At 44.8% G+C, this 26,099-nt stretch carries 33 protein-coding genes; 24 read left to right on the top strand and 9 right to left on the bottom strand.

Annotated elements, in window-relative coordinates; all coding sequences use genetic code 11:
- Nucleotides 1–331 precede the first annotated feature (331 nt).
- The 15 genes from METLIM_RS01840 (at nt 332) to METLIM_RS15955 (ending at nt 7,294) form a co-directional block, all read left to right on the top strand.
- On the top strand, nt 332–820 hold the full coding sequence (locus tag METLIM_RS01840; protein ID WP_004076158.1) for a hypothetical protein: 489 nt from the start codon (nt 332–334) through the stop codon (nt 818–820).
- A complete protein-coding gene (locus METLIM_RS01835; protein ID WP_004076157.1) occupies nt 817–1,056 on the top strand; it encodes a DUF2109 family protein in 240 nt (79 codons plus the stop codon). Before METLIM_RS01840 ends, METLIM_RS01835 begins: the two co-directional genes overlap by 4 nt.
- Nucleotides 1,053–1,295 carry an EhaD family protein gene (locus METLIM_RS01830; RefSeq protein ID WP_004076156.1) on the top strand — a complete coding sequence of 81 codons (243 nt, stop codon included), beginning with the start codon at nt 1,053–1,055 and terminating at the stop codon, nt 1,293–1,295. Before METLIM_RS01835 ends, METLIM_RS01830 begins: the two co-directional genes overlap by 4 nt.
- Complete coding sequence (locus tag METLIM_RS01825; RefSeq protein WP_004076155.1) at nt 1,282–1,524, top strand: EhaE family protein; 243 nt, start codon at nt 1,282–1,284, stop codon at nt 1,522–1,524. The genes METLIM_RS01830 and METLIM_RS01825 overlap by 14 nt, the downstream gene beginning before the upstream one ends.
- The gene (locus tag METLIM_RS01820) at nt 1,518–1,973 is read left to right on the top strand and encodes an EhaF family protein (protein ID WP_004076154.1); all 456 of its coding nucleotides are present in this window, start codon (nt 1,518–1,520) and stop codon (nt 1,971–1,973) included. Before METLIM_RS01825 ends, METLIM_RS01820 begins: the two co-directional genes overlap by 7 nt.
- On the top strand, nt 1,973–2,572 hold the full coding sequence (locus tag METLIM_RS01815) for an EhaG family protein (protein WP_004076153.1): 600 nt from the start codon (nt 1,973–1,975) through the stop codon (nt 2,570–2,572). The genes METLIM_RS01820 and METLIM_RS01815 overlap by 1 nt, the downstream gene beginning before the upstream one ends.
- A complete protein-coding gene (locus METLIM_RS01810; RefSeq protein WP_004076152.1) occupies nt 2,565–3,233 on the top strand; it encodes a proton-conducting transporter transmembrane domain-containing protein in 669 nt (222 codons plus the stop codon). The genes METLIM_RS01815 and METLIM_RS01810 overlap by 8 nt, the downstream gene beginning before the upstream one ends.
- Nucleotides 3,234–3,240: 7 nt before the next feature.
- Nucleotides 3,241–3,444 (top strand): hypothetical protein, encoded by a 204-nt coding sequence (locus METLIM_RS01805; RefSeq protein WP_004076151.1) that lies wholly within the window; start codon nt 3,241–3,243, stop codon nt 3,442–3,444.
- Between the two features lie 3 nt (nt 3,445–3,447).
- Nucleotides 3,448–4,290 (top strand): respiratory chain complex I subunit 1 family protein, encoded by an 843-nt coding sequence (locus METLIM_RS01800; RefSeq protein ID WP_004076150.1) that lies wholly within the window; start codon nt 3,448–3,450, stop codon nt 4,288–4,290.
- Nucleotides 4,287–4,535: a hypothetical protein gene (locus tag METLIM_RS01795; protein ID WP_004076149.1), complete on the top strand. Its 249-nt coding sequence runs from the start codon at nt 4,287–4,289 to the stop codon at nt 4,533–4,535. The genes METLIM_RS01800 and METLIM_RS01795 overlap by 4 nt, the downstream gene beginning before the upstream one ends.
- Nucleotides 4,532–4,918, top strand: a complete 387-nt coding sequence (locus METLIM_RS01790) for a DUF1959 family protein (protein ID WP_004076148.1) — start codon at nt 4,532–4,534, stop codon at nt 4,916–4,918. The genes METLIM_RS01795 and METLIM_RS01790 overlap by 4 nt, the downstream gene beginning before the upstream one ends.
- Nucleotides 4,915–5,367, top strand: a complete 453-nt coding sequence (locus METLIM_RS01785) for an NADH-quinone oxidoreductase subunit B family protein (RefSeq protein ID WP_004076147.1) — start codon at nt 4,915–4,917, stop codon at nt 5,365–5,367. Before METLIM_RS01790 ends, METLIM_RS01785 begins: the two co-directional genes overlap by 4 nt.
- A 2-nt stretch (nt 5,368–5,369) precedes the next feature.
- Nucleotides 5,370–6,455, top strand: a complete 1,086-nt coding sequence (locus METLIM_RS01780; RefSeq protein WP_004076146.1) for a hydrogenase large subunit — start codon at nt 5,370–5,372, stop codon at nt 6,453–6,455.
- Nucleotides 6,456–6,460: 5 nt separating this feature from the next.
- Complete coding sequence (locus METLIM_RS01775; protein WP_004076145.1) at nt 6,461–7,060, top strand: 4Fe-4S binding protein; 600 nt, start codon at nt 6,461–6,463, stop codon at nt 7,058–7,060.
- 81 nt (nt 7,061–7,141) lie between these two features.
- Nucleotides 7,142–7,294: a hypothetical protein gene (locus METLIM_RS15955; protein WP_004076144.1), complete on the top strand. Its 153-nt coding sequence runs from the start codon at nt 7,142–7,144 to the stop codon at nt 7,292–7,294.
- Between the two features lie 59 nt (nt 7,295–7,353).
- Here METLIM_RS15955 and METLIM_RS01765 read toward each other — a convergent pair whose 3' ends face one another.
- On the bottom strand, nt 7,354–7,623 hold the full coding sequence (locus tag METLIM_RS01765; protein ID WP_004076143.1) for a DUF1922 domain-containing protein: 270 nt from the start codon (nt 7,621–7,623) through the stop codon (nt 7,354–7,356).
- Between the two features lie 192 nt (nt 7,624–7,815).
- Here METLIM_RS01765 and METLIM_RS01760 point away from each other — a divergent pair, with 192 nt between their 5' ends.
- Entirely contained in the window at nt 7,816–8,577 is a 762-nt protein-coding gene (locus METLIM_RS01760) for a coenzyme F420-0:L-glutamate ligase (RefSeq protein ID WP_004076142.1), read from the top strand.
- A 228-nt stretch (nt 8,578–8,805) separates the two neighbouring features.
- Here METLIM_RS01760 and METLIM_RS01755 read toward each other — a convergent pair whose 3' ends face one another.
- Nucleotides 8,806–8,967 carry a preprotein translocase subunit Sec61beta gene (locus tag METLIM_RS01755; protein WP_004076141.1) on the bottom strand — a complete coding sequence of 54 codons (162 nt, stop codon included), beginning with the start codon at nt 8,965–8,967 and terminating at the stop codon, nt 8,806–8,808.
- A 53-nt stretch (nt 8,968–9,020) separates the two neighbouring features.
- Here METLIM_RS01755 and METLIM_RS01750 point away from each other — a divergent pair, with 53 nt between their 5' ends.
- The 7 genes from METLIM_RS01750 to METLIM_RS01720 all read left to right on the top strand — a co-directional run bounded on the left by METLIM_RS01750 (nt 9,021) and on the right by METLIM_RS01720 (nt 16,783).
- The gene (locus tag METLIM_RS01750) at nt 9,021–10,049 is read left to right on the top strand and encodes an amidohydrolase family protein (protein ID WP_004076140.1); all 1,029 of its coding nucleotides are present in this window, start codon (nt 9,021–9,023) and stop codon (nt 10,047–10,049) included.
- A gap of 37 nt (nt 10,050–10,086) precedes the next feature.
- A complete protein-coding gene (locus METLIM_RS01745) occupies nt 10,087–10,515 on the top strand; it encodes a universal stress protein (protein WP_004076139.1) in 429 nt (142 codons plus the stop codon).
- Nucleotides 10,516–10,538: 23 nt separating this feature from the next.
- Nucleotides 10,539–11,360 (top strand): CBS domain-containing protein, encoded by an 822-nt coding sequence (locus tag METLIM_RS01740; protein ID WP_004076138.1) that lies wholly within the window; start codon nt 10,539–10,541, stop codon nt 11,358–11,360.
- A 179-nt stretch (nt 11,361–11,539) separates the two neighbouring features.
- Nucleotides 11,540–12,160, top strand: coding sequence for an archaeal proteasome endopeptidase complex subunit beta (gene psmB, locus METLIM_RS01735; RefSeq protein WP_004076137.1), 621 nt, complete (start codon nt 11,540–11,542; stop codon nt 12,158–12,160).
- Nucleotides 12,161–12,206: 46 nt separating this feature from the next.
- Nucleotides 12,207–14,099, top strand: a complete 1,893-nt coding sequence (locus METLIM_RS01730; protein WP_004076136.1) for a beta-CASP ribonuclease aCPSF1 — start codon at nt 12,207–12,209, stop codon at nt 14,097–14,099.
- Nucleotides 14,100–14,305: 206 nt separating this feature from the next.
- Entirely contained in the window at nt 14,306–15,400 is a 1,095-nt protein-coding gene (locus tag METLIM_RS01725) for an MFS transporter (RefSeq protein WP_004076135.1), read from the top strand.
- A 111-nt stretch (nt 15,401–15,511) separates the two neighbouring features.
- Nucleotides 15,512–16,783, top strand: a complete 1,272-nt coding sequence (locus METLIM_RS01720) for an STAS domain-containing protein (protein WP_004076134.1) — start codon at nt 15,512–15,514, stop codon at nt 16,781–16,783.
- A 222-nt stretch (nt 16,784–17,005) separates the two neighbouring features.
- Here METLIM_RS01720 and METLIM_RS01715 read toward each other — a convergent pair whose 3' ends face one another.
- From METLIM_RS01715 to METLIM_RS01690, 6 genes are all read right to left on the bottom strand, one after another.
- On the bottom strand, nt 17,006–18,244 hold the full coding sequence (locus tag METLIM_RS01715; protein ID WP_004076133.1) for a hypothetical protein: 1,239 nt from the start codon (nt 18,242–18,244) through the stop codon (nt 17,006–17,008).
- Between the two features lie 93 nt (nt 18,245–18,337).
- Complete coding sequence (locus tag METLIM_RS01710) at nt 18,338–19,759, bottom strand: ATP-binding protein (protein ID WP_004076132.1); 1,422 nt, start codon at nt 19,757–19,759, stop codon at nt 18,338–18,340.
- A gap of 226 nt (nt 19,760–19,985) precedes the next feature.
- Nucleotides 19,986–20,633 (bottom strand): PKD domain-containing protein, encoded by a 648-nt coding sequence (locus METLIM_RS17105; RefSeq protein WP_004076131.1) that lies wholly within the window; start codon nt 20,631–20,633, stop codon nt 19,986–19,988.
- The gene (locus METLIM_RS01700; protein WP_004076130.1) at nt 20,630–21,661 is read right to left on the bottom strand and encodes a YIP1 family protein; all 1,032 of its coding nucleotides are present in this window, start codon (nt 21,659–21,661) and stop codon (nt 20,630–20,632) included. The genes METLIM_RS17105 and METLIM_RS01700 overlap by 4 nt, the downstream gene beginning before the upstream one ends.
- 167 nt (nt 21,662–21,828) lie before the next feature.
- On the bottom strand, nt 21,829–24,060 hold the full coding sequence (locus tag METLIM_RS01695; RefSeq protein ID WP_004076129.1) for an efflux RND transporter permease subunit: 2,232 nt from the start codon (nt 24,058–24,060) through the stop codon (nt 21,829–21,831).
- Nucleotides 24,061–24,221: 161 nt separating this feature from the next.
- Entirely contained in the window at nt 24,222–25,034 is an 813-nt protein-coding gene (locus METLIM_RS01690; RefSeq protein ID WP_004076128.1) for a pyrroline-5-carboxylate reductase family protein, read from the bottom strand.
- A gap of 299 nt (nt 25,035–25,333) precedes the next feature.
- On the opposite strand from METLIM_RS01690, the gene METLIM_RS01685 reads away from it, so the two are divergent.
- Complete coding sequence (locus METLIM_RS01685; RefSeq protein ID WP_004076126.1) at nt 25,334–25,564, top strand: hypothetical protein; 231 nt, start codon at nt 25,334–25,336, stop codon at nt 25,562–25,564.
- A gap of 69 nt (nt 25,565–25,633) precedes the next feature.
- Here METLIM_RS01685 and METLIM_RS01680 read toward each other — a convergent pair whose 3' ends face one another.
- A complete protein-coding gene (locus tag METLIM_RS01680; RefSeq protein WP_004076125.1) occupies nt 25,634–25,915 on the bottom strand; it encodes a DUF1294 domain-containing protein in 282 nt (93 codons plus the stop codon).
- Nucleotides 25,916–26,099 lie beyond the last annotated feature (184 nt).

Here is a 26,099-nt window from a genome sequence, read left to right as displayed (position 1 = left end):
AAGTGGATAAGTAAAGAAAAAATCTTTAATTTATGTATGAACTCTCAGGAAATATCGTCTTTAATGTTTTATACCAGAAAAATAAGAAAAACTATTAATGATCTTTATTGTTAATTCTAAGTATAAGGCGGGTGGCCGGGTAAAGGCGTAAACTGTGCTCCGGAAATTCCGGATCGTAATTAATTTCAGTTTTTATCCGGATAAATGACGATGAATTTTTCCGCCTGACATGGACGTCCTGTTTTTCAGGTTAACCGGACCGCCTTAATCTCAGGGGAAAAAGATTTATCGTGCAAACAACATCAAAGAATATCAGAGGGTCTGGTTTGAGATGCTAAACGGAATTACAAATATTATTGCTGCGGCAGTTGTGGCATGGCTTATTTTTGTCACTACCGATATTATATTCGGCCTTCCAAAAAAGGGCGGAGTGAGCGGTGCTGAGGCAATAGGCAGGTCAGTCGGGGAGGAAGGCGGGAATTTAAACGGGGGGTATATGATTGGAAATATAGTCTGTTCTCCCGATGCATCTGCCGGAACACTTCTTGCTGCGTGTGGCGTCTATGTATATGGGATATATGGCGGACTGGCTGCGGCAGTGCTGGTATTTATTGGGAACAGAATATGCCATGACAAGGGATATGCGGGAACTACCGGTGCAGTTGTCGCGTCTTTTGTAATATGGGGCTTTTCATTTTACGGCATATTATCTCCGGAGGAGTTTATAGCGGGAATGGTGCTTGCCATAGTGACTATTCAGGGTCTTTCACATAAATACTCGAGCCGGCTTCTTGGAAAACTCTGGAGGTTTAGAAGTTGATTGAACTGTGGATCTGCGGGCTGGTTGCTGTTTATGCAGCGATACGTATAGCTTTTGTAAAGAATAACCTCTTAAAACTGCCCTTCCTCAATGTCATCGGTTTTGCTGTTGCAGGTTCTCTTGTGCTGATCTTAAAGGATCCGCTCTCGCTTGCAGCCGCCGCCGCTTTTTTCATCGGAACAACGCTTGAGTCAAATGCAATAGCCAGCAGGATTGCAGGAGGCAAAAAAGAATGATCGATGATATATCCATCCTTTTATTCGGTTTTCTTGCAATTGCAGGTACACTGATGGCGGCATTTTCAAGGGAGGAGTTTGAGAAGCTGATCTCAGTCGGCATCATCGCCGCCGGAATTATGCCCTTCATAATTGCAGGCGGATATACCGATGTTGCGATTGCAGTCTCACTTATCGCCCCGGTAACAACAATATTTATTCTGATGGTCTGCAGGAGTGATGCCGATGATAGCGCCTGAATTTGCACTTGGATGCATTATTCTGGTAATTGGTGTCATTGCAGCTGCTGATCCAAAGCCAAAGACACCGCTCATCCGGCTGATAAATGTGGAAATTCCCGCATGGGGTCTTCTCCTCATAATGCTCTCATTTAACGAGACTCTTGCCCTGATGACATTCATAGCGGTTACAGCGATAGCTACATTTATCCTTGTGAGGGTGCTTGAGAGGAGTGATGGAAGATGGTAGTCCGTAAGATCTCAGATTATCTCCAGAAAGTAGAGAATATCGCAAATATCTACGGGCTTATAGTTGCGGTTGTCTTCATAGCCGCATTATGTCTCCAGATCACATCGCCTCTTCAGTATGAGTCCGATCAGCTCTATCCGAAAGATACTGTGGCTGACAGCCCGTTAAATCCATATGACAGAGGGGGCATTCCTTTCGGCGATACAGCCGTCAAAGCCCAGTATCCCTCAAACGCACCGTATCTCGGTTATGTGACTGCATACTTAACTCCGCTTTCCGCTTTTATGGCAGCGACAAGTCTCTATCTCGGAACTACGATAGTCTCACATCCCGGAGGAATTATCGATGAGATCCTCTACAATACAAGAGGGCTTGATACGGTTGCTGAGACAGCTATTCTCTTTGTTGCATTTGCAATTGCGGCATTTCTGTACAGGAGGAAGGAATAATGGATCAGACCTATTTCCTCGGAATAACTGTTATATTTGCTGCGTCTGCGATAGTCTTTATGGCCCTCTTCAAAGAGAAGAATGACCTGCACCGCCTTATATTAACAGATCTTGCCGAAATTGCCGCCCTCGCTCTCATTGCAATGGTTGCGACAGATCTTGCAGAGGCGCTTATTCTTCCTGGCCTTGTTGTCGGAATATCGGAGCTTTTAGCCATCTCTGAGATATATCTTGTAAGGGAAGGGCTGACAAAGCCGGTCAGAAGAAAATTCCGGCTCGAAATTATGGACTCCGCACCGGCAATAATGGCACTTGTCCTTGTTGCCTACGGAATAGTTCTTTCCGGTTTTTCAGGCGGTGCGGTTGCAGCAACGGGTGCAGTCTTCTTCTTCATGTGCAGGGGAAGTGTGGAACGGTTTGAGATACTTGAGATAGTGAGCGGCTATGCCTGGGCGTTCTGGATTGCCGCCTTCTTCATCTTCATGGTTCTCCCGCAGTACTGGTTCTTTGCAGTTATGCTTGCCGGAGGTGCGATTCTTGTGAAGGTTATGGCAAAGATGTCACTTATAGGAACGATGGGAGGTGAGGAGAATGTTTGATCTCCAGTCCGGAGCAGTAGGCGGAGAAGAACTGTTTTATCTGCCTTTTGGCGACATAGTGAACTATTTCACTCCTTATACAGCCGTCCTCTTCATACTGGCCCTTATATTCACGCTGTTCTGCATCTTCAGCAGACCGGAGAAACAGCTTGACGTTGTATTCGGGGATGATGCAGTCTATGCAAAGGAGGTAGGGCCGGCTGAACTGAGGTTCCGGAGATTTATGGCGGTTGCCTGTGGTCTTGCCACAATGGGAGCAGTTCTTAGCGGTGACATCTTCAATTACACACTCTTTGTCTCAATGACAGGGGTCTGTATAATAGGCATAGTTGCGGCAGTGAAGAGCCGGCATGTACTGAACGCCGCCTTTAATTACGGGATTGTTGCAATGGTTGCAACGGTTCCCCTCTTCGGAAGTGCTGCAATAACACTTGCCGCTACAGGAACGCTGAGCATATGGGAGCTTTCAGGAGCAATGGTAAATATGCCCTTAATTGCAAAGGTTCTGCTTTTGGTCGGAGTTACAGGTGAGGGCATAGCACCGTTTTACGCTGCAAAGGCAGAGCTTTTCAGGGCGCCTGGTGCTCCTTATGTAATAATGATTCATGTGAGTTCGCTTCTGATATTCCTCAGGGTGGTTGAGATTTTGTTAACGGTGTGATGGGAAAATGAAAAAAAGTACAGTCAAACTGGTAGCTGTCCTCTCTCTTCTGGTCTGCATTGGGGCAGAAGTCATGCTGAGGGCTGGTATGGCCGATTTCCTGACAGCCGCAGTGCTTATGACTATTGCCTTTCCGCCATTTGTGCTCTTTACAGGACTCTGGTGGAAAGCGGGGGAGGGAGAAGGAGACATTCCTTTTATTGGGTACTGAATTATGCTGGAATATCTGATATTAGCAACAATACTTGGTCTTCTGTTTCTTGGAATACACCGTAAGGTGATTGCAAGGGTGCAGGGACGCCCCGGCCCTCCTGTATGGCAGGAGATTCTGCATACTCTCAAATTTTCATTTAAGGAGACCTGGATACCAAAGACCGGCAGTGAACTGTTGTTCACCGGAATTGTGCTCGTAGCTATTGGTATCTGGACCGCAGCACTGTTTGTAGTGATTGCAGGTCAGAGCATTCTGCTCTTATTCGGCATATACATGGTTCACAAGATGGTTGAGCACGGTGTGGGTCTCTCGCCCGGTTCACCATATTCTAAATTCGGCGGTGTCAGGTCAGTCATATCTGCGTCATCCGAGATCCCGCTTTTTGGTGCGGTTGCGATGATCTACTTCTTCACCGGATCTCTGATGATATCTGACCTTATTGCATTTCAGGCGGAAAACGGCCCTCTTCTTCTGATAGTACCTCCGGCGGCAATTGGCCTGTATGTTGTAATTCTCTCCAAGATGCCTTACGGGCCTTTCTCTATAGTCCAGGGAAAAGAGATTGTAAGCGGTTATAAGACTGAGCACTTTGGTGTATGGAGGGCGGCACTTGATGTTGGTGAGGGCCTTAAGACATTTGTCCTGCTGTTTGCGTTTGTTGTAATCTTTATAGGGCAGCTGCCCGTTCTGCTGACTCTTGTGGTGATGCTGATTATACTGTTCTCGCTTTCATTTGTATGTGCGACAACACCGCTTCTGTCACCCTATGACTGTGTCACCGTTCAGATACTGATAATTGTCTTTATGGCTGTTTTTGCAGTCGTTCTGGGGGTATTGTTATGAGTTTAATCAAAGCAGGAATCACATCCGTATGTATAGTCTTTGCACTGATTGCTGCATATCAGGCATACCTGAATCCTTCAGTTGCTCTTCAGGCCGGAATTTTAGTTATAGTGCTCCTGATAATTCCGGCCCTTTTATTTTTCGGAAGTAAGGACCTCCTGAAGAGAGGTGAGATGGCGGCACTCTGGCTTTTGATATTTGTCTTTGCAGGATATGGCGTCTTAAAGGCGGGTGGTATGTTATGACCGGATATGTATATGAGAAGAGCCTTCGCAATATGAAATACCGGATTGTAACGGCACCTCTTCAGAATAATACTGTGAGAGAGATTTCTGACGGACTTGGCATGAATATCCAGAATTTCAGGGCAATGCTTATTGAGAACTTTGATATGTCATACCTTGAAAACATGCCCACAAGGTATGATGTCTGGAAAGGTGATGAGATGCCGGAGTTTCCGGATCGTCTGCTCTTCAGAGGATTTCTGACAAAATATATGCCGATAGTTAAGGAAGAGGAGATGGAGCTTTTAATCACTGATATATCCGGTAAAATTTCAGGCGGGATGAGCGAGGAAGAGGCGGTAATATACGGCCGTGAAAAGATCAGGGAGCTGATCCTTAAATGAGTATTATTCAGAATTTAAAGAATAATGTGCGGTCGAGATCCATTCATGTAAGTTTTGTAAATGTTGGTTCATGCAATGGCTGTGATATTGAGATTTTAGCCTGCCTTGCACCACGTTATGATATTGAGCAGTATGGTATCTATGTCCACAACAACCCAAGGGAAGCAGATGTACTGCTGATTACAGGTGCATTTGTCGAGCAGTGGGATGACAAACTCTTAAACCTCTGGGAGAAGATACCTGACCCCAAGGTTGCTGTAACTATAGGGAACTGCCCTGTATCAGGCTGCGTCTTTAACAGAAAGGGCAGTTATGTCAATCCTCCGGTATCGAAGCACATCCCTGTCACTGCATCTATTCCCGGATGTCCGCCAAGACCAACAGAGATTATCAGTACTATTCTGAGTGTGGCCCCGCTTATCTTTAAGGATTATGAGGAGAGGGAATAAAAATGAGAAAGAAGGTTGATGTATCACTCCCCATAGGGCCTGTTCATCCTATATTTAAGGAGCCGGCAAGAATCCGGTGCGAGACCGCAGGTGAGAAGGTTCTCTCTGCCGAGATCGATCTCGGCTATGTCAAAAAAGGCATTGAGAATATTATGAAAGGACGGCCCTGGCAGGAGGTCATGTTTTTAGCCGAAAGAATCTGCGGGATCTGCTCGGTTATTCATAATATGGTATTTATAGAAACGGTTGAGAAGATAAGCGATATTGATGTCCCTGAGAGGGCTTTGTACCTTAGGGTCATTGTAAATGAGCTTGACCGGATTCAGTCACATATTCTTGCCAATTATTCGTACTGTTATACCATTGAGCATGAGACACTTGCAATGTACCTCTTAAACCTGAGGGAGACTGCAATGGACCTTATAGAGCTTATCACCGGAGCAAGGATTACCTGTGCCTATATGATTCCCGGTGGTGTCAGGTATGACCTTGATGATGAGAAGATGGCTGCTTTAAGGGTTGGTCTTGATAAGCTTGAGAAGGATCTGACAAGGTTTGACGGTATGTTTGAGGGCGGAAGCCTGATAGGTCTGAGGAGCCGGCAGATTGGGCTTATGTCTGAAGAGGAGGGGAGAATATCCCATGCAGTCGGCCCGACTGCACGTGCAAGCGGCATTGTCCTTGATGAGAGGATGAACCATCCGACATACCAAAAACTTGGCTTTGAACCGGTTATCAGGTATGAGTGCGACAATTATGCACGGGTGAAGGTCCGCTTCCAGGAGGTCTTTCAGAGCATCGGTATTATCAGGAAATGCCTGGATGATATGCCTGATGGAAAGATACGCGGCGGCGGGGTTGTCAAAGCCGGAAAAGGTTCGTGGGCAGGTGAGGCGCCGAGAGGTGAGCTTACGTATAATATCGAGACTGATGAATTCGGCAGGATTGTGGATATCGGCATACGAACCCCCTCCATTATGAATATTGAGGCATGTATCCATTACATGCTTAAGGGTGTCAGTTCAGCGTCTGACGTAACCTCAACGTACATCAGTTCAGATCCCTGCATAGCCTGCAATGAGAGGTGAATGTTATGTCTTCATCTGTTATATGGTATCTAAAGGAGTTTTTAAGGGCCGAATGGATTAAAAAATTCTTCACCGTAAAAACTGCACCACTCGTAACACCTGCTCATTTCAGGGATTATCCGGTTCTTACAGGTAATGAATGCTCACATGAACTGAGGTGCATGATGATCTGCCCGTCTCCCGGTGCAATTGAGGTGCTGAAGAACAGTGAGGGTAAGTGGGAGCCGGTAATTTACAAAGGGCACTGCCTCAGGTGCGGCCTCTGTGTGGAGGCCTGCCCTGATAAAGTTCTTGCATCCGGGGATATACTTGAGAGGCAGGAGAAGGAGAAGACCATGTTTCTTGCAGATTTTCATCTCTCTGTTGATGACTCAAAATGCATGCGCTGCGGCAACTGCTCGGTTGCCTGTCCGGTGAACAAGGTCATTGATCCCTCCCTTGCATTTGGTGCAAGTCTCGGTTCAGATGAGGTGATTATGAGGGTTAAGGATGGAAAACTTACAATTCTTCACCCGGAAAAATGCACCGGATGCAAGACCTGTGAAGAGACGTGCCCGAATGATTCCTTCAAAGTTGCAAGAGTGGTTGAAGGAATTCAGGATTAGATTTTTATGCAGATGTGGATTATTTCCCGGCAGTAATCTCTGCCAATATCCTTATACTCTTTTGATGTTCTATAGATTCTTATGCCTAAACATAAGTGCGGGTTTGATGAGAAGATACGCTGTAAAAAATGCGGCAGATTTCTGGAGGATAACGGTAAAGGTTCCCTTCACTGTCCATATTGCGGAAGACAGGCCACGATTATCTGCCCCGGATGCGGAAGACCATGGCTTTAGACTGATTTTTACTTTATGTTTCTCCTGTGGTACTGCCGGATAGCAGCGCCTGCGGGAAATCACGGCGGGTTAGACCTTATCCATTCGGTATAATCTTCCCTCAGGGTCAAAATCTCATCCGGAGTCAGCTCCTTTTTATTTCTTTTGTGCAGATAAGCTTCAAGCTCTTTCACTATTGCCTCGGCCTGCGGGAATGTTTTAACGTCAAGATAAACAGGGCAGGACTTTATGTTCATAGTATATCCGCAATCCGGGCATAGCTTGTACTTCTGGTAGCGGTCCGCGTATGAAAAAGCCTGGCATCCGGGGCACCTGATAATCAGGTACATTATACCTGAATTCACCGTGATGGGAGATTAAACTTATCCTCCGGATGCTGCACCCGGCTCATCATCCGGGTATGGTTGCCGGCCGGAATATCTGCTGACTGCCGGAAATTCTCTGCCGGTTGTTCTGCCATGCCCCGTGAATTTGGCAAAAATTATCTGACTGGAGTTTAAATGAGATATTGCTGATTTGATATGAGTATTGAAGTAATTCCGGTTGAAAACCTCCCGATATTTCATAAAGGTGATGATCTCGCCGAAAGCATTGCGTCAGGGTTTGAGTTCTCTGATGGTGACATCATCTGTATAGCGTCATCTGTATATTCAAAGACAAAAGGCTGCATCCGCCAGCTTGATGAGATAGTTCCGGGTGAGAAAGCAGCTGAGATAGCCGGCATATGCGGCGAGGACCCACGTTTCATCCAGGCAGTTTTAGATACCACAGAAGACCTCATACTTGACCGGCCTTTTGTTCTCTCACAGCTTAAATGCGGTCATGTCGGTGTCAGGGCCGGCGTTGACAACAGCAATGTTGAGGACGGGACTATCATATACCTCCCGCCGGAACCGATGGAGTCGGCAGAGGAGATGAGGGAGAGGTTTAAGGAGATCACAGGTAAGGACGTCAGGGTAATAATTACAGATACCTGTGGGCGGTCATTTCGCCGCGGGCAGACCGGCGTTGCAATCGGATGGGCGGGCATGACAGCCATTCAGGACTTCCGGGGCGACTGTGACCTCTTTGGCAGGGTTTTGGAGATTACGGAAGAGGCCGTTGTCGATGAGATTGCCGCCTTTGCAAACTTCATAATGGGAGAGTCTGACAGGGGTGTTCCTGCTGTTGTGTTCCGGAACTGCGGGTCATGGAAGGGTCATGATGAACTGTACTTCAGACCTGAAGAGGACATCACCAGGAAGGCACTGAAGAGATGCTATATGGCTGGAGACGACCTTTGAAGCGGGCAGTCAAGTGATAGTGGCCGGTAACAGATCAGAATCTTTGGGATAAAGAGATAATGATTCCGGGAAAAATAAGACCAGAATTTTTTTGGGAAAAAATATTATTCTTAGTTTCCGGGCAACCCCTGCCCGGATGTTCTCTCTTCTATTCCCTCTCCGCCTGGTAAAAAATATTGTGCTGTTAAATTTCCGGTTTTAAATTGCCGGAAATTAATTTTCAACTGCTTAAAACAGGTGGTTCAGCACTGCAATTATAATTCCTATTGCTGCTGCTGAAATAAGAACTGCTTTTGGAGGAATATGAATTGCCCTTCTGTCCTCACTGTCATAATATGTGACAAGACCTGCGGATGATATCAGGTTGCCGCCTTTTTTCTTTGCTGCCATATCATTATTATTCTGTAATTCCGGATATATAAAGTAAAGGCAGAAGTGAATTTATGGAAGATGATTATACAGTTTCAGGGGTTGTCTTTGCCGGAGATGATTTTGAACCGTTAAAGGCTGAGATAGTTGTTGAATATGGGGTTATAGCTTCAATAGAAGAGAAAAAGCATGTTGATAACAGGTGGATTCTGCCGTCCTTCTTCAATGCCCATACACATATCGCCGATACAGTTGCGATGGACTATCCGGTATCCGGCAGCCTCTCAGAACTTGTTGCACCTCCAGACGGTATCAAACACAGGATTTTATCAGAGTCTGATCCTGAGTATATCATCTCTGCAATGAAGGCAACGATTGGCTATATGAAATCATCGGCGACGGCCGGCTTTCTTGACTTCAGGGAAGGGGGAACTTCCGGTGTGGAACTGCTTAATACCGCTATTCGCGGTGAAAATATTGACGGCAGAATTCTGGGCCGGAATGGCGGTGAGGATATAGCTGATGGTATAGGGGTCTCCAGCATTAAGGAGGGGCGGGCTGCTTTTGAAACTGTTGAGAGCATAAAAGAAGAAGGAAAATTTGTTGCCTTTCATGCCGGTGAGAAGGATTCTCTTGATGTTGACGGCGCTATTGATATGGATCCCGATCTCCTTGTCCACTGCACACATGCAACTGACTCCCAGCTTAAAAGATGTGCTGATGAAGGCATATCAATTGCAGTCTGCCCAAGATCAAACTGGCGGCTTGGTGTCGCATCCGGAAAGAATAACCCTCCTATAAAAAAGATGCTTGATTTTGGCTGCAAAGTTCTTTTAGGTACAGATAATGTGATGTTTGTCCAGCCTGACATATTCTCCGAGATGTCATTTTTATCCTATGTATATGGGGTGGATGCCGCTGATATCTACAGAATGGCAGTTGACTGTTCATTCCTTTTTGGGGAGCCGTACTATATCCGGGAAGGTGCTCCGGCAAAGTTTTATGCTGTAGATTCTGCGCGTTTTAACACCGGATTTTCAAAAAATCCTCTGAAAACAGTTGTAACAAGGATAAATTCATCACATCTGGATAAAGACTATTAATCTGGTTTTTTAAAGATTAATTATCAGAGGCCAGAATATGTTTAAGACTATTCTTACTGCCGTTGATGGCTCTGAGGTGGGTACCAAATCCCTTCAGGCGGCTATTGAAGAGGCAAAAATAAGAAAGGCCGGATTACATGCCATATATGTAGTTGAGACCGGGGGGTTTTCATCCATTCCGACAGACAGCACAATGGAGATTATCTACAGCCGTATGGAATCCGAAGGTCAGAAAGCGCTGAAAGATGGGGCAAAACTGGCTGAAGAGTATGGATTAGAGTTGACTACCAAAACTTCCCAGGGTCATGCCGGTGAAGAGATATTGAAGTACGCTGATGAGATCGGTGCAGATCTTATTGTCATGGGTTCCCATGGCAAGAGTGAGGTCGAGCGCCTGCTTCTCGGAAGTGTAACTGACTATGTGATTAAGCACAGCAATGTCTCTACTATGGTGGTGAGATTATAGAACCGAGGTATGTAAAAGACTACATGACTGAGGATGTAGTCTCAGTTGAAACACCCGGCAACAGGGACGATGTCTTAAGGATTCTGAAGAGAACCGGAATAAGCGGCGTTCCTGTTACCAAAGAAGGCAGACTTGTCGGGATTATCACAAGAAAGGATCTCCTCAGAAAGGCTGACGAGACACAGCTCAGCCTTCTGATGACGTCAGATCCACTGACAGTTCCGCCGGACACAACAATTGAGGAAGCGGCTGAAATTATGATCAAACGTAATTTCAGGAGGCTTCCTGTTGTTGAGAATGGTAAACTTCTTGGAATTTTAAGTGTTGCTGACCTTGTAGGTGCTGTCTCACAGACTAAAAATTCCGAAGAAATTCGCCTGAGATACACAAGACCGACATTTGCATTGTGGGAGGATACACCCCTGCCGCTTGTAGGCAGGATTATGGAGATCTCCGGCTATGATGCCGTGCCAATTCTTAATCAGGATTCGATGCTCACCGGAATTATATCTGAGAGGGATCTTATCAAGCAGGCACTCATTGAAGACAGTGTGGAGGTTTCAGATCTCTCTAACGGAACTGATGACGATGAGTGGACATGGGAAAGTATAAGAGATATGCATACAATTTCTTTTGGCATATCCAAAGTGCAGCTTCCGTTAAAGCCCGTTAAAGAGGCTATGATTAAGGAAGTTGTGGCAGTGCCTCAGAATGCAGAGCTCAGCGACTGTGCTCTGAAGATGAAGAGGTCAAGGGTTGATCAGCTTCCGGTGACAAACGGAGACAAGAAGATGGTCTCTATGCTCTTTGACAGGGATGTTATCCGGGCACTGCTTGAGAAATAAATTTTTTAAGTTATCTTCGCCGGAAATCCGGAATAGTTCCGGCAAAAAAAATTTCCGGTCAATCTCTTTATAAGGGATATTACAACAACATTTAAGGATAATAAGGACGCTTCTATATCTGAAGCGTTTTTGTTCAGGTTTCAAATCCTTCAATATTATAAATTACGGAGTGGGTTTTAGTGCAGGAAGTCTCCCAGGAAATTATGAAAGGAACTACCACTGTTGGGTTATTATTCGATGGCGGTGTAGTTTTGGCAACGGAAAGAAGAGCCACGATGGGCAATATGATCGCAAGTAAGAAGGCCAAGAAGGTCTATCAGATTGCAGATCGTATTGGTATGACTATAGCCGGCGGTGTAGGCGATGCCCAGCAGCTTGCACGTCTTATGCAGGTTGAGTGCAGCCTCTTCAATATCAGGAGAGGCAGGCCTATAGCCGTTGGCGCGGCCGCCACACTCCTGAGCAATGTCTTAAATCAGAACAGGATGTTTCCATATTATGTCCAGCTGCTCGTTGGCGGTATTGACAGATACGGGCCGTCCATTTATTCGGTTGACGCCCTTGGCGGAGCATCTCCTGAAGACAGGATTGTTGCTACAGGGTCAGGCTCTCCGTTTGCATATGGTGTCCTTGAGGACAGGTTTGAAGAAGGTATGTCAGAGAAGGAATGTCTTGATCTGGCTATACGTGCCCTTAGATCGGCAATGAAAAGGGATTCAGCCTCCGGAGAGGATATCAGTATAGTTGTTATTACCAAAGACAAATATGAAGAATTAATGGAATCGGGTATTAAAGGGTAATATTTGAATAATAACCAGATTTTTTCTTTTTTTTAGGACGTATTTAATGTTAATAGAGGACAGATTAAAGGATCTTAAGGCTAAAATAGATGCAAAGGTCCCTGCCGGAATTAAGGTTTCGGAGGTAGAGTTTGAGGGACCTGAACTTGTTATCTATACTGATGATCCAAAAAAGTTCGCTGATGAAGCGGATCTCATAAAAATACTGGCACGTGAACTCCGAAAGAGGATTGTTGTCAGGCCGAATATTCTGGAAGACCCTGAAATTGCGGCGGATAAAGTAAATAATGTTGTGCCCGAAGATGCCGGAATAACTGATCTCTTTTTTGATCCGGATACCGGAGAGGTTTTAATAGAGGCTGAAAAACCGGGGGTAGTGATTGGAAAGAACGGCACTACCTTAAGGGACATTACAAAGGAGATCGGATGGACACCAAAGGTTGTCAGGACGCCGCCGATTGAGAGCAGCACGGTTAAACAGACAAGGCAGTATCTGCGTGCTGTAAAGGACGAGAGGAAAGAATTTTTAAGGACAATCGGCCGCAGAATTCACAGGGATATAACAAGCAAGGACAAGTGGCTCCGTGTGACAACACTTGGATGCTGCCGTGAGGTTGGAAGAGCGGCATTTCTGATGTCAACTCCGGAGAGCAAGATTTTAATCGACTGCGGTGAGAAACCGGGCAACAATGACGGTTATCCTTATCTGTATGTCCCGGAGATTTACCCTCTCAATTCTCTTGATGCGGTTGTAATAACACATGCACATCTTGACCACTGTGCACTTGTCCCCCTTCTTTACAAATATGGATATGAAGGGCCTGTGTACAGCACTCCTGCGACAAGGGATCTTTCGGTTATGCTTCAGCTTGACTATCTTGACGTCGTGGCAAATGAGACCAGCAAGGTTCCATACTCTTCAAAGGAGGTTCAGCAGTACCTGAAGCACTCAATTACACTCAATTACGGGAGTGTAACTGATATTGCGCCTGATGTGAAGCTGACCTATCATAATGCAGGGCATATCCTGGGTTCTGCGATTGCACATTTCCATGTCGGTGACGGGCTGTATAATATTGCCTTTACCGGTGATTTCAATTATGCAAAAAGCAGGCTTTTCGGCCCGGCAACCTCACAGTTCCCGCGTCTTGAAGCTGTTTTCATGGAGAGCACATACGGCGGTTCCAATGATATGCAGCCATCAAGGAAGGATGCTGAGGAGAAGCTCTATGAGGCCGTCAATGATACTGTCAACCGCGGCGGAAAGATCATTATTCCGGCCTTTGCAGTAGGCAGATCACAGGAGGTTATGCTTGCACTTGAGGAGGGTATGAGGCTTGAGAAGATTCCTAAAGTGAAGGTATATCTTGACGGAATGATCAAGGAGGCTACTGCGATTCATACGACCTATCCGGAGTACCTCAATCCTGACCTGCGGAAACTGATCTTTCAGGACGGCATGAATCCGTTCCTTGCAGACTGCTTTGAACAGGTGGATTCGTCCTCAAAGCGTGGCGATATAATCGGAAGCGGTGACCCCTGTGTTATCATAACGACAAGTGGTATGTTAAACGGAGGGCCTGTTATGGAGTACCTCTACGGCCTTGCACAGGATGAGAAAAATATGCTCATCTTTGTCGGATATCAGGCAGACGGCACTACCGGACGGAGAATTCAGAAGGGCTGGAAGGAGATTCCGCTCGGAAGGCGTGAGACTATCAATATCAATCTTGAAATAAAAACGGTTGACGGTTTCTCCGGTCATTCGGACAGGAAGCAGCTGATGGCCTATGTGAATCACTTAAATCCGCGGCCAGAGAAGATATTTACCATACATGGTGATGAGAAGAGTGCAATTGATCTTGCAAGCTCTATTTACAAACGGTATAAAATAGAGACTCATGCACCGAGAAACCTTGAAACCTACAGGATGGTCTGAGGTAATCTGATAACAGCTTTTCCTGACTGATGTCAGGTGTTCCCACCCGGAATTATACTTTTTTTGGTGCGGTTATTTTTAGTTCAGGCTGTAATATCTGTATGGGTGGATTTAATTATCAATCCGGGCAATAATTTACTGTTAACCCGTGTCCGGAATAATTGTATTTCTGTATTTTTCCGGAGCAGGAATCTGGTGTTCTGTTTATGAAGGAGAGAATATCAATACTTCTGGGAATGGTCGCTGTTATGGCACTTTCAAATGCTGTTGTGCCTGTACTTCCGTTCTTTGCTTATGAATCACCCGGCGTTCAGGGTGCTATATTTTCTGCCTATTTCTTTGGGGCATTTCTGACAGTTTTTCCTGCCGGAACTTTATCTGACAGGATTGGCAAAATTCCGCTGATAAGGGCCGGTCTTATTATGACGATAATTTCAGGTCTCTTAATTTATCTTTTTCCGGTGGCTCTTCCTGTGGTTATATTCCGTCTTATTGAAGGTATCGGTGCCGGTATGTTTGTCGTCTGTGCCATGTCATGGGTCAATGAGCAGGAGGACCACAAAAAACTTGCCGGATATATCATTGCGGCGCTGAATCTCGGTCTTCTTACAGGTCTTGTCGCCGGCGGTGCACTTGATCCATACTTTGGTGCCACAGGAGGTGTGACGGTGTTTACTGTACTGACTTTCATTCCTCTGCTGATCCATCTTTATGCCAGGGAGGATGTGACTGAGAGCACTGCCCCGCCTGCGGACATCATGGCCATTCTTGCGGATTACAAATGGCTGTATGTATCGGCTGTGGTTCTTGTCGGTGCGACTGGTGTTGTTACAGCTCTTTATCCGGAGTTTACGGATGAGGCGCCCCTGATGCTCAGTCTTCAGATAGGGATTATGAATTTTTCAACTATGGTATCATCGGTGATTGCGCCAAAACTTGATCTAAAGCCTGTGCCTGTGATTAGAGTCGGCTCGGTGATGATGGGTCTTCTGGTTATTGCCGGATATTTCGTGCCCGGAATTTCTCTCATAGCAATATTTTCTGTCTTTTCAATGATTGGTCTGATTGCCGGGTTTATTATGGTTGGGCAGATGGGATTTCTTGCAGAGACTGGTTACAGACAGGGGACGGTTATTGGTTTACTGACGGTATCCTCGTATGCAGGGATGACTTTTATGCCGTTTTTCGCCGGAGTTATAGCCGAATACAGTTATTTTACATCCTTTGTAATTGTCGGGTTCCTGTCCCTGCTGATGTCCCTGTTAATCGGGAGGTGCAGATGCACCCTTCCGGTAAAGTAGATTTTTTCCCCCTTCTCTGATTTTTCCGGGTTAATGGTTATGTTTTGTCTCCTCCTGTAACCGGACTGAATATATACAAATCCTTCCAAATTATTCTTTAAGGAGAAATTCATGGATATTATTTCTGAGAGGGAAGAGGGGATTCTGACTGTACTTCCGCATGGACGGTTTGACGGTGAAGGTGCAGGCGTTTTTGGTGAATATATCCGCAGTGTTCTGGAGGATGATGACTGCAATATTGCGGTTGGCATGGCTGGTGTGCCTTATCTCTCAAGCGGTGGCATAAGGATAATTCTCTCTGTAAAAAAGCAGATGAAGAAGAGAGGTGGTGATCTTGTTCTCTATTCCGTCTCTGAATTTCCGGTGAAGGTCTTAGAGACATCCGGGCTTGACGGTGTCTTCAGGATCTTTGATGACCGGTATTCTGCCCTAAAATATTTCAGGTGTAATTCCGGGTTAAATATCATTGAGGACATGGCACTCCGGCAGAAGAAGAGGCCGGGTTACAGCCTTACGATTGAGCATATCTCCGCTAAAAAACCGGAGATGCACGTCTCCGGCAGTATTATGGATCTGCTGAATTCACGTATTTGTGAATCTGATGTCGTCACCCGGGATATTATGGGGGCCGATTACTCACTCGGTCTTGGTGCAATGGGTGACTGTAAGGAGGATGCGATGGTTCGGATGGGGGAGTTTGTCACCCTGAAAAATACCATTGCCTGGTTCCCGACTGATGAGAGCGGTCTGCCTGACTATTTTACCGTGATGAGCAGCAGTCCGGGTGTGTGCTATTATTCCGGTTACAGTGCAGGTGTCAGGGGGCGTTTTAATGAGATTGTTACTATTACTCCGGACGATCCTGTAAGGGGCATCACCGCTGAGGGAGTTTCAGAGGAGATATTTGCCCTTGCAGAAGAGAGAGGTAAGCATTTCAGCGGGATTGCCTGTGTTGTAATCTGGGGTATTTTGAGCGAATTTTCGGGCAGGAGAATTAAGAAGAGTCCACTTAAGGGCAATGAGCCTGAAAACCGCCTGCGTGTTGATCATCCTGATAACCGGAAGGAATGGTTCTTTGCCGGAGATGTGCCTGAGTACAGGGGCAAGACTATGCTCGCATTTGGTGTGCTGGCTAAGAGGGACATTGTCTCATCGGGTGCGGCAGAAAGTGATCTGATTGAGAGAATTATACCTGGCGGGTATGGCGGTAATGTATTCAGGAATATTCACGGGGTTGTCTTCAGTGGTCTCTCATGGGATGATAATCCTGACCCTGAGAGAAGAATTTCGACTGCGTTTGATGAGGGCGAGGTTTTGGATGTTATGCACGTTCTTGGGAGTACAGTCTTTAAAAAGGTAAGAATTGGTGTATATTATATCTGATCTGTGGTTGTTACTGTCTGTGTGTGATTCTTCTTTTATCCTGAATAGTCATCCATCTGCCGGCAATTCTGTCTGCATGCAGATGATGGATGAAAATGATGATGCCTGATACAGGTGCTTCATGAGGCAATTTCAGGGCATGGTTATTTAACCATCTCTTCTGATATTGCCAAACGCAGTTACATTCTTCCTGATGTAACAGAAATCCGGTTATATTTCCGGTTAATACTGCTCAACAAGCCTGATAAAATCCCGGCCCCTGATGCAGAATCCCTTCTGGCAGAGTGTATCAACTGAAAGCATGAAATCCTCATAGTTAAGGGTTGTCAGTTCAAATGTCTCTTCTATAGGGATATTGTAATCTGCACCATATATCTCATTTAAGTCAATGTACAGCTTTCTTGCATCTCCACTCAGTTCGTAGATTTCAGCAATTTTTAATGGTGTCCTGTAGTATTTTGTGGCCCTGTGATGCATATCAAGCCAGAGGCCGAATACTGTTTTTGCATCATCTCCGATGACTTTTGAGTTATGCCTGAATCTGGCATATGCTGATGACAGTCTGGGAAGTGCATCGCCAAGGTTCTGTCTGTATGCAACACGTCCTGCTTTCTTATAGTCCTCGCTCAGTTCATATACAAGTTCGGCAATCTCTTTCTGCACTTTTTTTGTTGATTTTGGTTTTAGTAAGAGGGAATCGAGGATGTACGGGGTGATTATTTCAGCAGATTCGTTCAGTCTTTCCCTGTAGTCCTTCCGGAAGTCCGCCCCTTCGGTCTCATCCAGAACAACGGGAAGATCAGAGACTGATTTTTCAGGCTTTAGTATGGCAAAGCTTCTCTCTCCTCCTTTAACTCTGCTGATTTTCTTTTCTCTCTCTGAGATATAGTAGTAGTAATAAGAGTCCATACGCTTCATCTCAGCCGGAATTACTCTTAGAGGAAATTTAAAATTCTCCCACTGGTATTTCCTTCCGAGAACTGCTGTACTGACTCCGCCGTAGAGATCTGACTGTTTTGGTGAGGAGAAGGAATACAATATGGAACAGGTGGCTATCTCATTTACAAGCTCCTCTTCGCCTCTGAATATTTCTGAGAAGTAATACAGGATCTCCTCATGGTCCATTATTTTTCTCTTCTCTGCAAGTGGTGTCGGATCGAATGGTTTCCAGCCGCCAATTGTCTTTATTGATCTGACAGGACTGTCTGATGATGAACTGATCTTATCCTCAGCTATGACATCTGCTGATATGAATATTTTCTCCGGCGGTGGTGCTGCGTCTCCGGAGCAGTATATTGAGGTTTTTTTATTTTCAAGGAACGGTGACGGTCTTAATTCAAAATAACTGCCGCCTTTTTTCAGGTAGCTGACATAACCGGTGTCTGCATACCTGTCACTGAATATAAGCTCTCTTTCAACCTCTGAGAGTAATGCTCCGGTTTCCCGGTTATAGAGAGACATTAAATATTATCTGGTTTATCTGATTAAAATTGTTTTGGAGTGAATACCGGAATCTGCGTCAGTATAGTCTGAGGTACAGCCTTATCATGTCTGTTATCTGTTCTGATTCTCTCTGCCCAGCTTTTCTTTTCCCTTTTCTGTAAGCCTGTACTGCTGAATTCTGCTTTTTGGTTTTTCAGGCACTGTATATTCTATATATTCATCGGCCAGCAACTGGCGGATAACCCTGTTGAGACGGCCCGTTACTGTTTTCTGTCCCAGTCTTTTTGATATAGCTGATTTAGAGATTGGTTTATCATAAAGCATTCTGAGTATATGGTATCCCATTGACTCTGCCCCTGACTCTGCCCCTGACTCTGCCCCTGACTCTGCCCCTGACTCTGCCTCAGATTTTTGTTCACCTGAGAGAACCGGACGTCTGAATGTAACAGTTACCCAGGATTCGGATACTTCAATATCGGGCTCCGCAATTCCATAATCTCTGCACATCCTGCGAATTCTGCGGATTCCGCTTCCTATCTGCTCTACAAGGTTCATCCGCTGGAAGATTCCAAACAAAAGCGGATTTCTGGGTACACTTTTAAAACCAAGATCTTCCTCACGCATTCCGGCGGGGAGGCCTCCGGGTGTGACGATCTCAACCCTGTCCTGAAAGATATATATCTGGATATTTGCAGTTGATCTGTAATCCCTGTGTACTATAGCATTTACAAGTGCCTCTCTTAGCGCCTCGACCGGAAGCTCAGGTTTTTCATCACGCCCTGTTGCAGTCGGGATAAGTTCTGTGTTAAGTTTTGACTGGAAATATGCCATGCAGTCTTCGTAAATAGAATAAAGATCGCCTTTATACTCCTTGCGGTCAAGAATATGGACTTTGTCTGAACCACGAAAGAGTGCGCATGTAACTGTTGCACTTATATTTATGGAGGTTATGTCTTCGGCGAGAAGCCATGCACCGGCATGAGTCATCCGGTTATTCCTGATCAGGTGGAGGTTTTGAAGAGTGGAGTACATATCAATCTCTTCGGGAAGCTTTGCCCTTCTGACAAAACGGTCCCATACTGCCATGTTAAGATCGCTGTTAATATCAAAGCGATCGCAGGGTGTCTCATCAAAGTGGATCAGGCCTTCGCTGTAGAAGAATTCACGAATTTCATTCCGGGACATCTGCTGTGAGCTTGCCCCTTCGCGAATATAGAATCTCCCGGCAAAAGAGTATGGTTTGCTATGCTGTGCAGGCACTGTCACAGAAAGAACGTCTCCGAGACTTTCAATTTCAACAGCGATTGGTGGTTCTGCGGAACGTGCAGTTGTCTGGACTTCTGATTTGAGCCGGTTATGATCGGGTACCCCGATAATATCACCGGAATCCGATACACCAATAAGAATAACCCCTCCTGTAGCATTGGCAAATGCACAAATTTCCCGGCCAAGGTTTGATGTACTGGCTCTCTTGAATTCTGTTGTGAACCCTTCACCAAGGGAGATCAGATCCTTTAGCCGGGATTCCCTCATTTGATTTATGCTATTCATCACTAATCTCTTTATTATGTGGGTTTTTCAGAGTCAGTATATTTCATGAAGAGTTTTCATCTTTTTGAGGCTGGATTCTGAAGGCTGGAAATTTTTTTGTAAATCTCCGGCCGGCAACTGAGAATTTCCCTTCACGGCTCCTCTCTATTTGTCCCTCTGAAATAATCTTTCTGTTCTCCTGGAAAATCCTCCTGTCCGGCGTATGGGATTAATCCTTCACAATCCCTATTTTTCTGAATATCTCTTTTATAAGCCCGATATAATCTGTAGAGCAGGTCTGAAGTTTATTCAGTTCGCCTGAAATTCCGGGCAGCCCGATCACGTGGGACGCTGCCGGTGTAGGTTCAGGTGTTGGTGTCGGAATTTGTGTTGGAACAGGAGTTGGCGTGGCAGCTGTCGGCACCGGTGTCGGAGCCTGTGTTGGTTCCGGTGTAAGTTCGTATATCTCCTTAAGGTTAAACCCTCCTTCCTCCAGGTAAACCTGCTTGGTGATAAAATAAGGAACACCTGAACTGTCTGTCACAGTGAGCTTTACCTCTATTGAATAAGCATCATCCTGCACCTCCTCTTCAGTGAATACTTTTACAGGATTTTCCTCATTTGATCCCCACCAGTCGTCCTCTCCGAATTCCCAGTTGTAGGCTATGATTGCTCCGGAACTCATATCATAGAATCGGACTTCATAGACTATTCCGCTGTACTTTGCATAATCCGGATAATCCTGCCACTTTGAGGTGTCCACCCTGTATATATCCCAGTCAAATTCAGGATCTGCCTCAGCACTTGCCGGAGCAGCAATGGTCAGCAGCATCAGTGCTGTCAGGAAGAAGATTAATGATATTCTTTTATATCTCATATGAATGCCACCTCACCGGAGAATATTACATAATATATTATCAGGGCCATTATCACCGCAGGAATGACTGCACAGACTGCTGATTTTGCAGTTTCACATCCGTGCCCTTCACTGTATCCTGTAAACTGCAGGAAAATCATCCATATGGGCGCTATCAGCAGACCGAAGACTGGTATTAAGCCAACTGTCCCAAGTGGCGCTGCTGAATAAAATGTCGTCACATATGACTCATCAGCCATTAAATCAGTACCAAGTATTTTAGAGAATACAAATACCAAAAGGCCGTATATCAGCAGCAGGAGGAGCATAAGGACGAAAAATTCAATGATTAACAGGACATTATCTCCGGCGGGCATGTTTTTTAAGGTGGCATAAACCGAACCGTCAGGTGCAATTCCCGGTCCGATGAATATGAGCACAATTATGTTAATCACAGCAGACAGCCCCAGCATCACAAGTGCAAAGATGAAGGCGTCACTGAATGAATCTGCTGATGCTCTGTAAAATGTGTCAGCCGGATTCAGGAGAAATCCCTTTATCTTCTCCGGAAATGACATCACTGCATTATGCCTGTATTCAGAATTTATATCTTCAGGTTTTTTATTGTCATAAATTTCGTCTGAATATTTTCCTGTGACTGCCTTTTTATTCTCCTTCTTCTCTGCCTTTTTCTGAGCATTGTGCATAATCTCCACAAATTTATCCGGCATTCCTTCAAGTGTGGCCTTGACTGCATAAAATATCTCATCCCTCTCAGATTTCTCCATAAATGAGATATGCACTATATCGGATATGCCGTTTGAAAAGAGAATTTCAAGCTCAACTCCCGGATGGCCGTAAGGGTCCTCATATAATTTATAGTCCAGAATATTGTCCGGATAATATGAAAAGGGAGAAACTCCGGTTGAATCCTGTGGCACAAAAGCTATTCTCATATTTGTGACGCTGACCTGGTACAGCCTTGAGTTCAGTGCACCTGCTGCCTGGACAAGGGTTACCTCACGCCTGCCATAGTCCTGATAGTCCAAAACATCCACCTATATTATCATTTTAAATTTAAAAGAAGAAAAATTTATCATTGGTTTTTTGGCAATATTTCTTCTCAGACTGAATATCTCTTTATGGACTGAAAAATCATTCTGTTATCATTCTGTTTTTTTCTTCCGGAAAAATAGCAGGTGTTTGTGTGAGCACCTCACAGCATTTCATCGTCCCTGTACGGCTTCTCAAATTTGCCCATTATTGAAAGGACAGCAGGCATAACTACAATTGCCCCGATAAGGGAGAACCCAACCGTAATTACAGTCACCATTCCGAAATTCTTGATAATATTAAAGCCTGAGAGCAGAAGTGCAGAGAATCCAAAGACTGTCGTCATTCCGGATACTGTAATCGCAGTACCAATCTTCTGAACCCCTATGCGTATGGCTTCAAGTTTATCTTTCCCGTTCTTTCTCTCTTCCATATACCTCTCCATAATGAGAATGGTATATTCAGATGCAACCCCTATCGTCATTGAACCTAAAACTGCCGTCATCGGAGTGTAGTCAATGCCAAGCCCGTACATGATTGCACCATTCCACCCGACAATCATAATTATCGGAATGATTGGAGTTACTGCCGTTACTCTGCGGTATATGAATATCAGCCAGACAAATATCAGTAAAAATCCGAGATATGTCATCTGTGCCTTTCCGTCATTGATCGATTTTATGAGAGATACGCCCATCTCCGAAGAACCTGTGAGTACAGCGTCAATGCCGGGCGGAGGATAGTTCCATGTTAGATCCCGTCTGACATTATTGATCAGTGATTCGGCAGGATCTGCTTCGAGGTCCAGCATGCTGAACTGTAATACTGTTGTCATCCGGCCATTGATATACGGGCTTTTTTCAGATTCAGGAATTGAACTGACTATTTCAGTAATTTCAGCCTCACTTGACGGAATTATGCCCCCGTTTGAATTCTTAATAAGGGTTGCAATGCTCGTGACTCCGGTGATCTCATTTCTTGAACTGATCTCATACTCCCCGAAATTATCTATCCATTCAATAACATCAGGATTTAATACATCGTCACCTCTGACCATTACAGTCAGGGTATCGGTTGATCCCATCGTCCTTGTGACTTTCTTCATGTCAACGACTGCCGGCATATCCGGAGGTACAAAGGTCTGTTCGTCAAAGCTTATCGGAACTTCATTGTCAAGCTGGATGCCGATAATTGCTATGAATCCGAGAATAAGAAGGATATAGAGCGGACTTTTGGCAATTTTATGTGAGAGGTTTCCAAGGAAACTGTCATACTGCTCCATCTTTTTCTCTGCTGAACTGTTCCTGGCTTCTTTGGCTTTATACCCAACAAGGAGGCCGAATGTCGGCACCATTACAAGTGCAGCCAGATAACAGCATATAACTCCGATAAGGCAGGTCAGTCCGAAGTCAACAACCATTGGGATTGGGGAGACATACATCGCTATAAATCCAAGTGATGTTGCAATCATTGCATAGAGTATGGACGGACCTGAATATTCTATGGTCTTTCTGACACTTCCTTCAACATCCAGTCCGTTTTTTACCTCATCATCAAGTCGCGAGTGGAACTGAATCGCATAGTCAATACCAATTCCTATCAGCACCGGAAATGCGGCTATCACCACCATACTGATAGGGATGTTGGTCAGTCCCATCACACCGAATGTACTTATCAGTCCTGTAAATACCACACCTACCGGAAGGAACCTGTAGCTGACATGAGCAAATAAAATGCCGACAGCGACGACCATCAGAAGCATAGCCGCAAAGATCAGAGTTCCGGTTGACTTGCCCATCTCCTCACCCATCTGCTGGCTGAATGCCGGATTTCCGCTGACTGTGACTGTCATGTCGGGCGGCATCCCTGATATTTTTATAAGGCTTTTGAGATTGTCCAGGAGCGCCTCTTCTTTTTCATCCGAAATTCCGGTATCGAGATTTACAACGGCAATTGTCATTGTATTTGAGGGGAGATACTTCTCAAGAAGCTCAGCCGGGAGCATATCCTTTATCCGGTCAATTTCTGCTGTTGAAGTGGGCATTTCACCGTTATTGACCGACTTTATCATATCGGTTATGCCGGCAACGCTCCTTGCTCCGTCCTCCTTTGCCGTCTGATCCTGGAGTTCTTCCATATACTCCAGGTTTTTGGGATCAAGGACGTCATCTGATTCATAGATGAGCATTATTGCCGATGAACTGAACATCTCCTTGTAATTTTCAAGGGTTACACCTCTTGGTGTGTCCTTATCGATGTAAGTGTCATCGCCGGTTTTCATATAAATAAGCGACATGCCGTATGCCGCAATTAAAAACCAGATTATGACTGCAATGGCGACTATCTTTGGCCGTGCTATTATGAAGTCTGCTAATATTTTAAAGGGTGATTTCAAATGCGTTTCACCTGCAATTTATTCTCTAAACATCTTATTTTAATGACAGATATATGGTTTGTTGCGAAAAAAACAACAATCGTGTGGTGAAGAAATTCCGGTCTTTTTTTATCTGCCGGCAGATTAGCAAAAGTTAATCCTGCCTGCCGGAAAATTTGTTTTCAGCGGAATTTCTCTGAGATCAGTTTATGTTTTTTATCTGTCTCTTTTAACATGGCAGAGAAGAGTTCTCCGGCATTTTCTCTGATAATTCTTATCCCTTCTCCGGTAATGCCGCCTTCTGTTGCAACATCTGCAATAAGGCTGTCAAATGTGCTGTAATCATATTCAATAAGTTTTGCAGTCCCGGTAAATGCTTCTCTTACAGCCATATCCGCAGTATCCTGTTCGAGGCCGTAATATCTTACGGCAGCAGCGGAAAATTCCTTCATAATTCCGGCAATGAATGCAGGAGATGAACTTGCGATATCGGAGTAGGCGGAGATCTCTGACTCCGGGACAGTTACCGGCTTTGAAATTGCGCTGAAAAGCTTTGTTATCTCCTCTTTTTTACTGTCATCTAAAATACCGTCAAATGACAGCACTGATACACCGGAAAGTCTGTTTGATGTGACTGACGGAATAACCCTTGCTACCGGGGTGGTTCTTCCAATCCATTCGGTCATCTTTCCGGTAGAGAGATCTGTGACTGCCGAGACGAGGATTTTTCCTTCCGTCAGACAATCTCTGATCTCAGAGATTACTTCTTCTGCCTTATCCGGGACAACGCAGAGGAATATTATATCAGAATCTCTGACCGCTGCTCTGTTTGATGATGCCTTTTTGATACCTGTCTCTTCTGCAATCATCAGAAGTTTTTCTTCTGTTCTGTTTGACGCGGTTATCTCTCCTGGTTTCAGGACTCTGCTTTTAATAAAACTTCGGATTAGCATCTTCCCCATGCTTCCGGTACCTATTACTCCGATCTCCGGCATTGAATATAATTTGGCATTTATATGTATAAAATGGTCTGAAGTCTGAGTTTTGGGCGTGGCATTCCGTATATTTCAGGCTGTGACAGAACTACAATGACGAAGTCCTGTTATTTAAGCACACCTCTGATTGGGGAGTATATTGGACTTTTTTTCGTAACGAGCAGGCATTGTGTCACAGCCCGATTTACAGTTTTTGACTCATATTTTCTGTCAATTATACATTCTTTAAACTGATTTTTCTCTCCCATTGTCTTTTTCCCGGAATAAAATATTTATTCTATGAATGTTTATAGAAGTCCATGGTATCTTATGATCCAATAATTTCCGCTAAGGAGAGTGCCGGTGGCATAAGTATAATCTGGCTTTCCGGAAATGAAAATGTATCCGGGATGTTTAGTTATGAAAGAATTATTGATATGAAGGTTAATGCCGGAGATCTACTGAATTACCCTGACAGGTACGGGATTGTAAACGGGCGGGAGATTATCCGGACAGATTTTTGTAATCCCGATCATTGCCCCGGTGATTAAAGGAATATTCATCATAATATGATGTACCTGTTCTCTCTGCCATATTGTATCTGTATAGTCCTGCGCATATCATAGATATCCGGCAATAATCATTGCAATTAGTGAGAGATGTATCAGTAAAAAAGTGGGTACAAGGTAAAATTTCTTCTTCTGCGTTTTGTGTCTGAATATCTTCATTGCAGAGTATGCGCCAAATGGTCCGAAAAAGGCAGATGCCAGGAGAGTGCTCTCTTTTATTCTCCAGGCCTCTTTTTTTGCTCTCCTTTTGTCATATGCAAAGAGGAAAAAGGAAATTATATTGATTATTATGTAAATCAGCAGTAAGTATCTGCTTAAATCTGAAGTCTGCATCTTTTAGGTACCTTTCTGTAGTTCTTAAGTCCTGTAAGTTTATTGATCCTTAAATAATATATCCGGAAACAGGCAGATACAGAATAATATTCTCTGTTAAAAAGAAAGCAGGTTGCGGGGGGAATCAACCTGCAATCTAAGATTGATTCTTATAATAGAAAAATAATTCTATTTGATATCGATC

This window comes from Methanoplanus limicola DSM 2279, assembly GCF_000243255.1.
GTDB classification, from domain to species: domain Archaea; phylum Halobacteriota; class Methanomicrobia; order Methanomicrobiales; family Methanomicrobiaceae; genus Methanoplanus; species Methanoplanus limicola.
The sequence above is the reverse complement of the archived record's forward strand: the minus strand, read 5'-3'. Positions and strand labels throughout refer to the sequence as shown.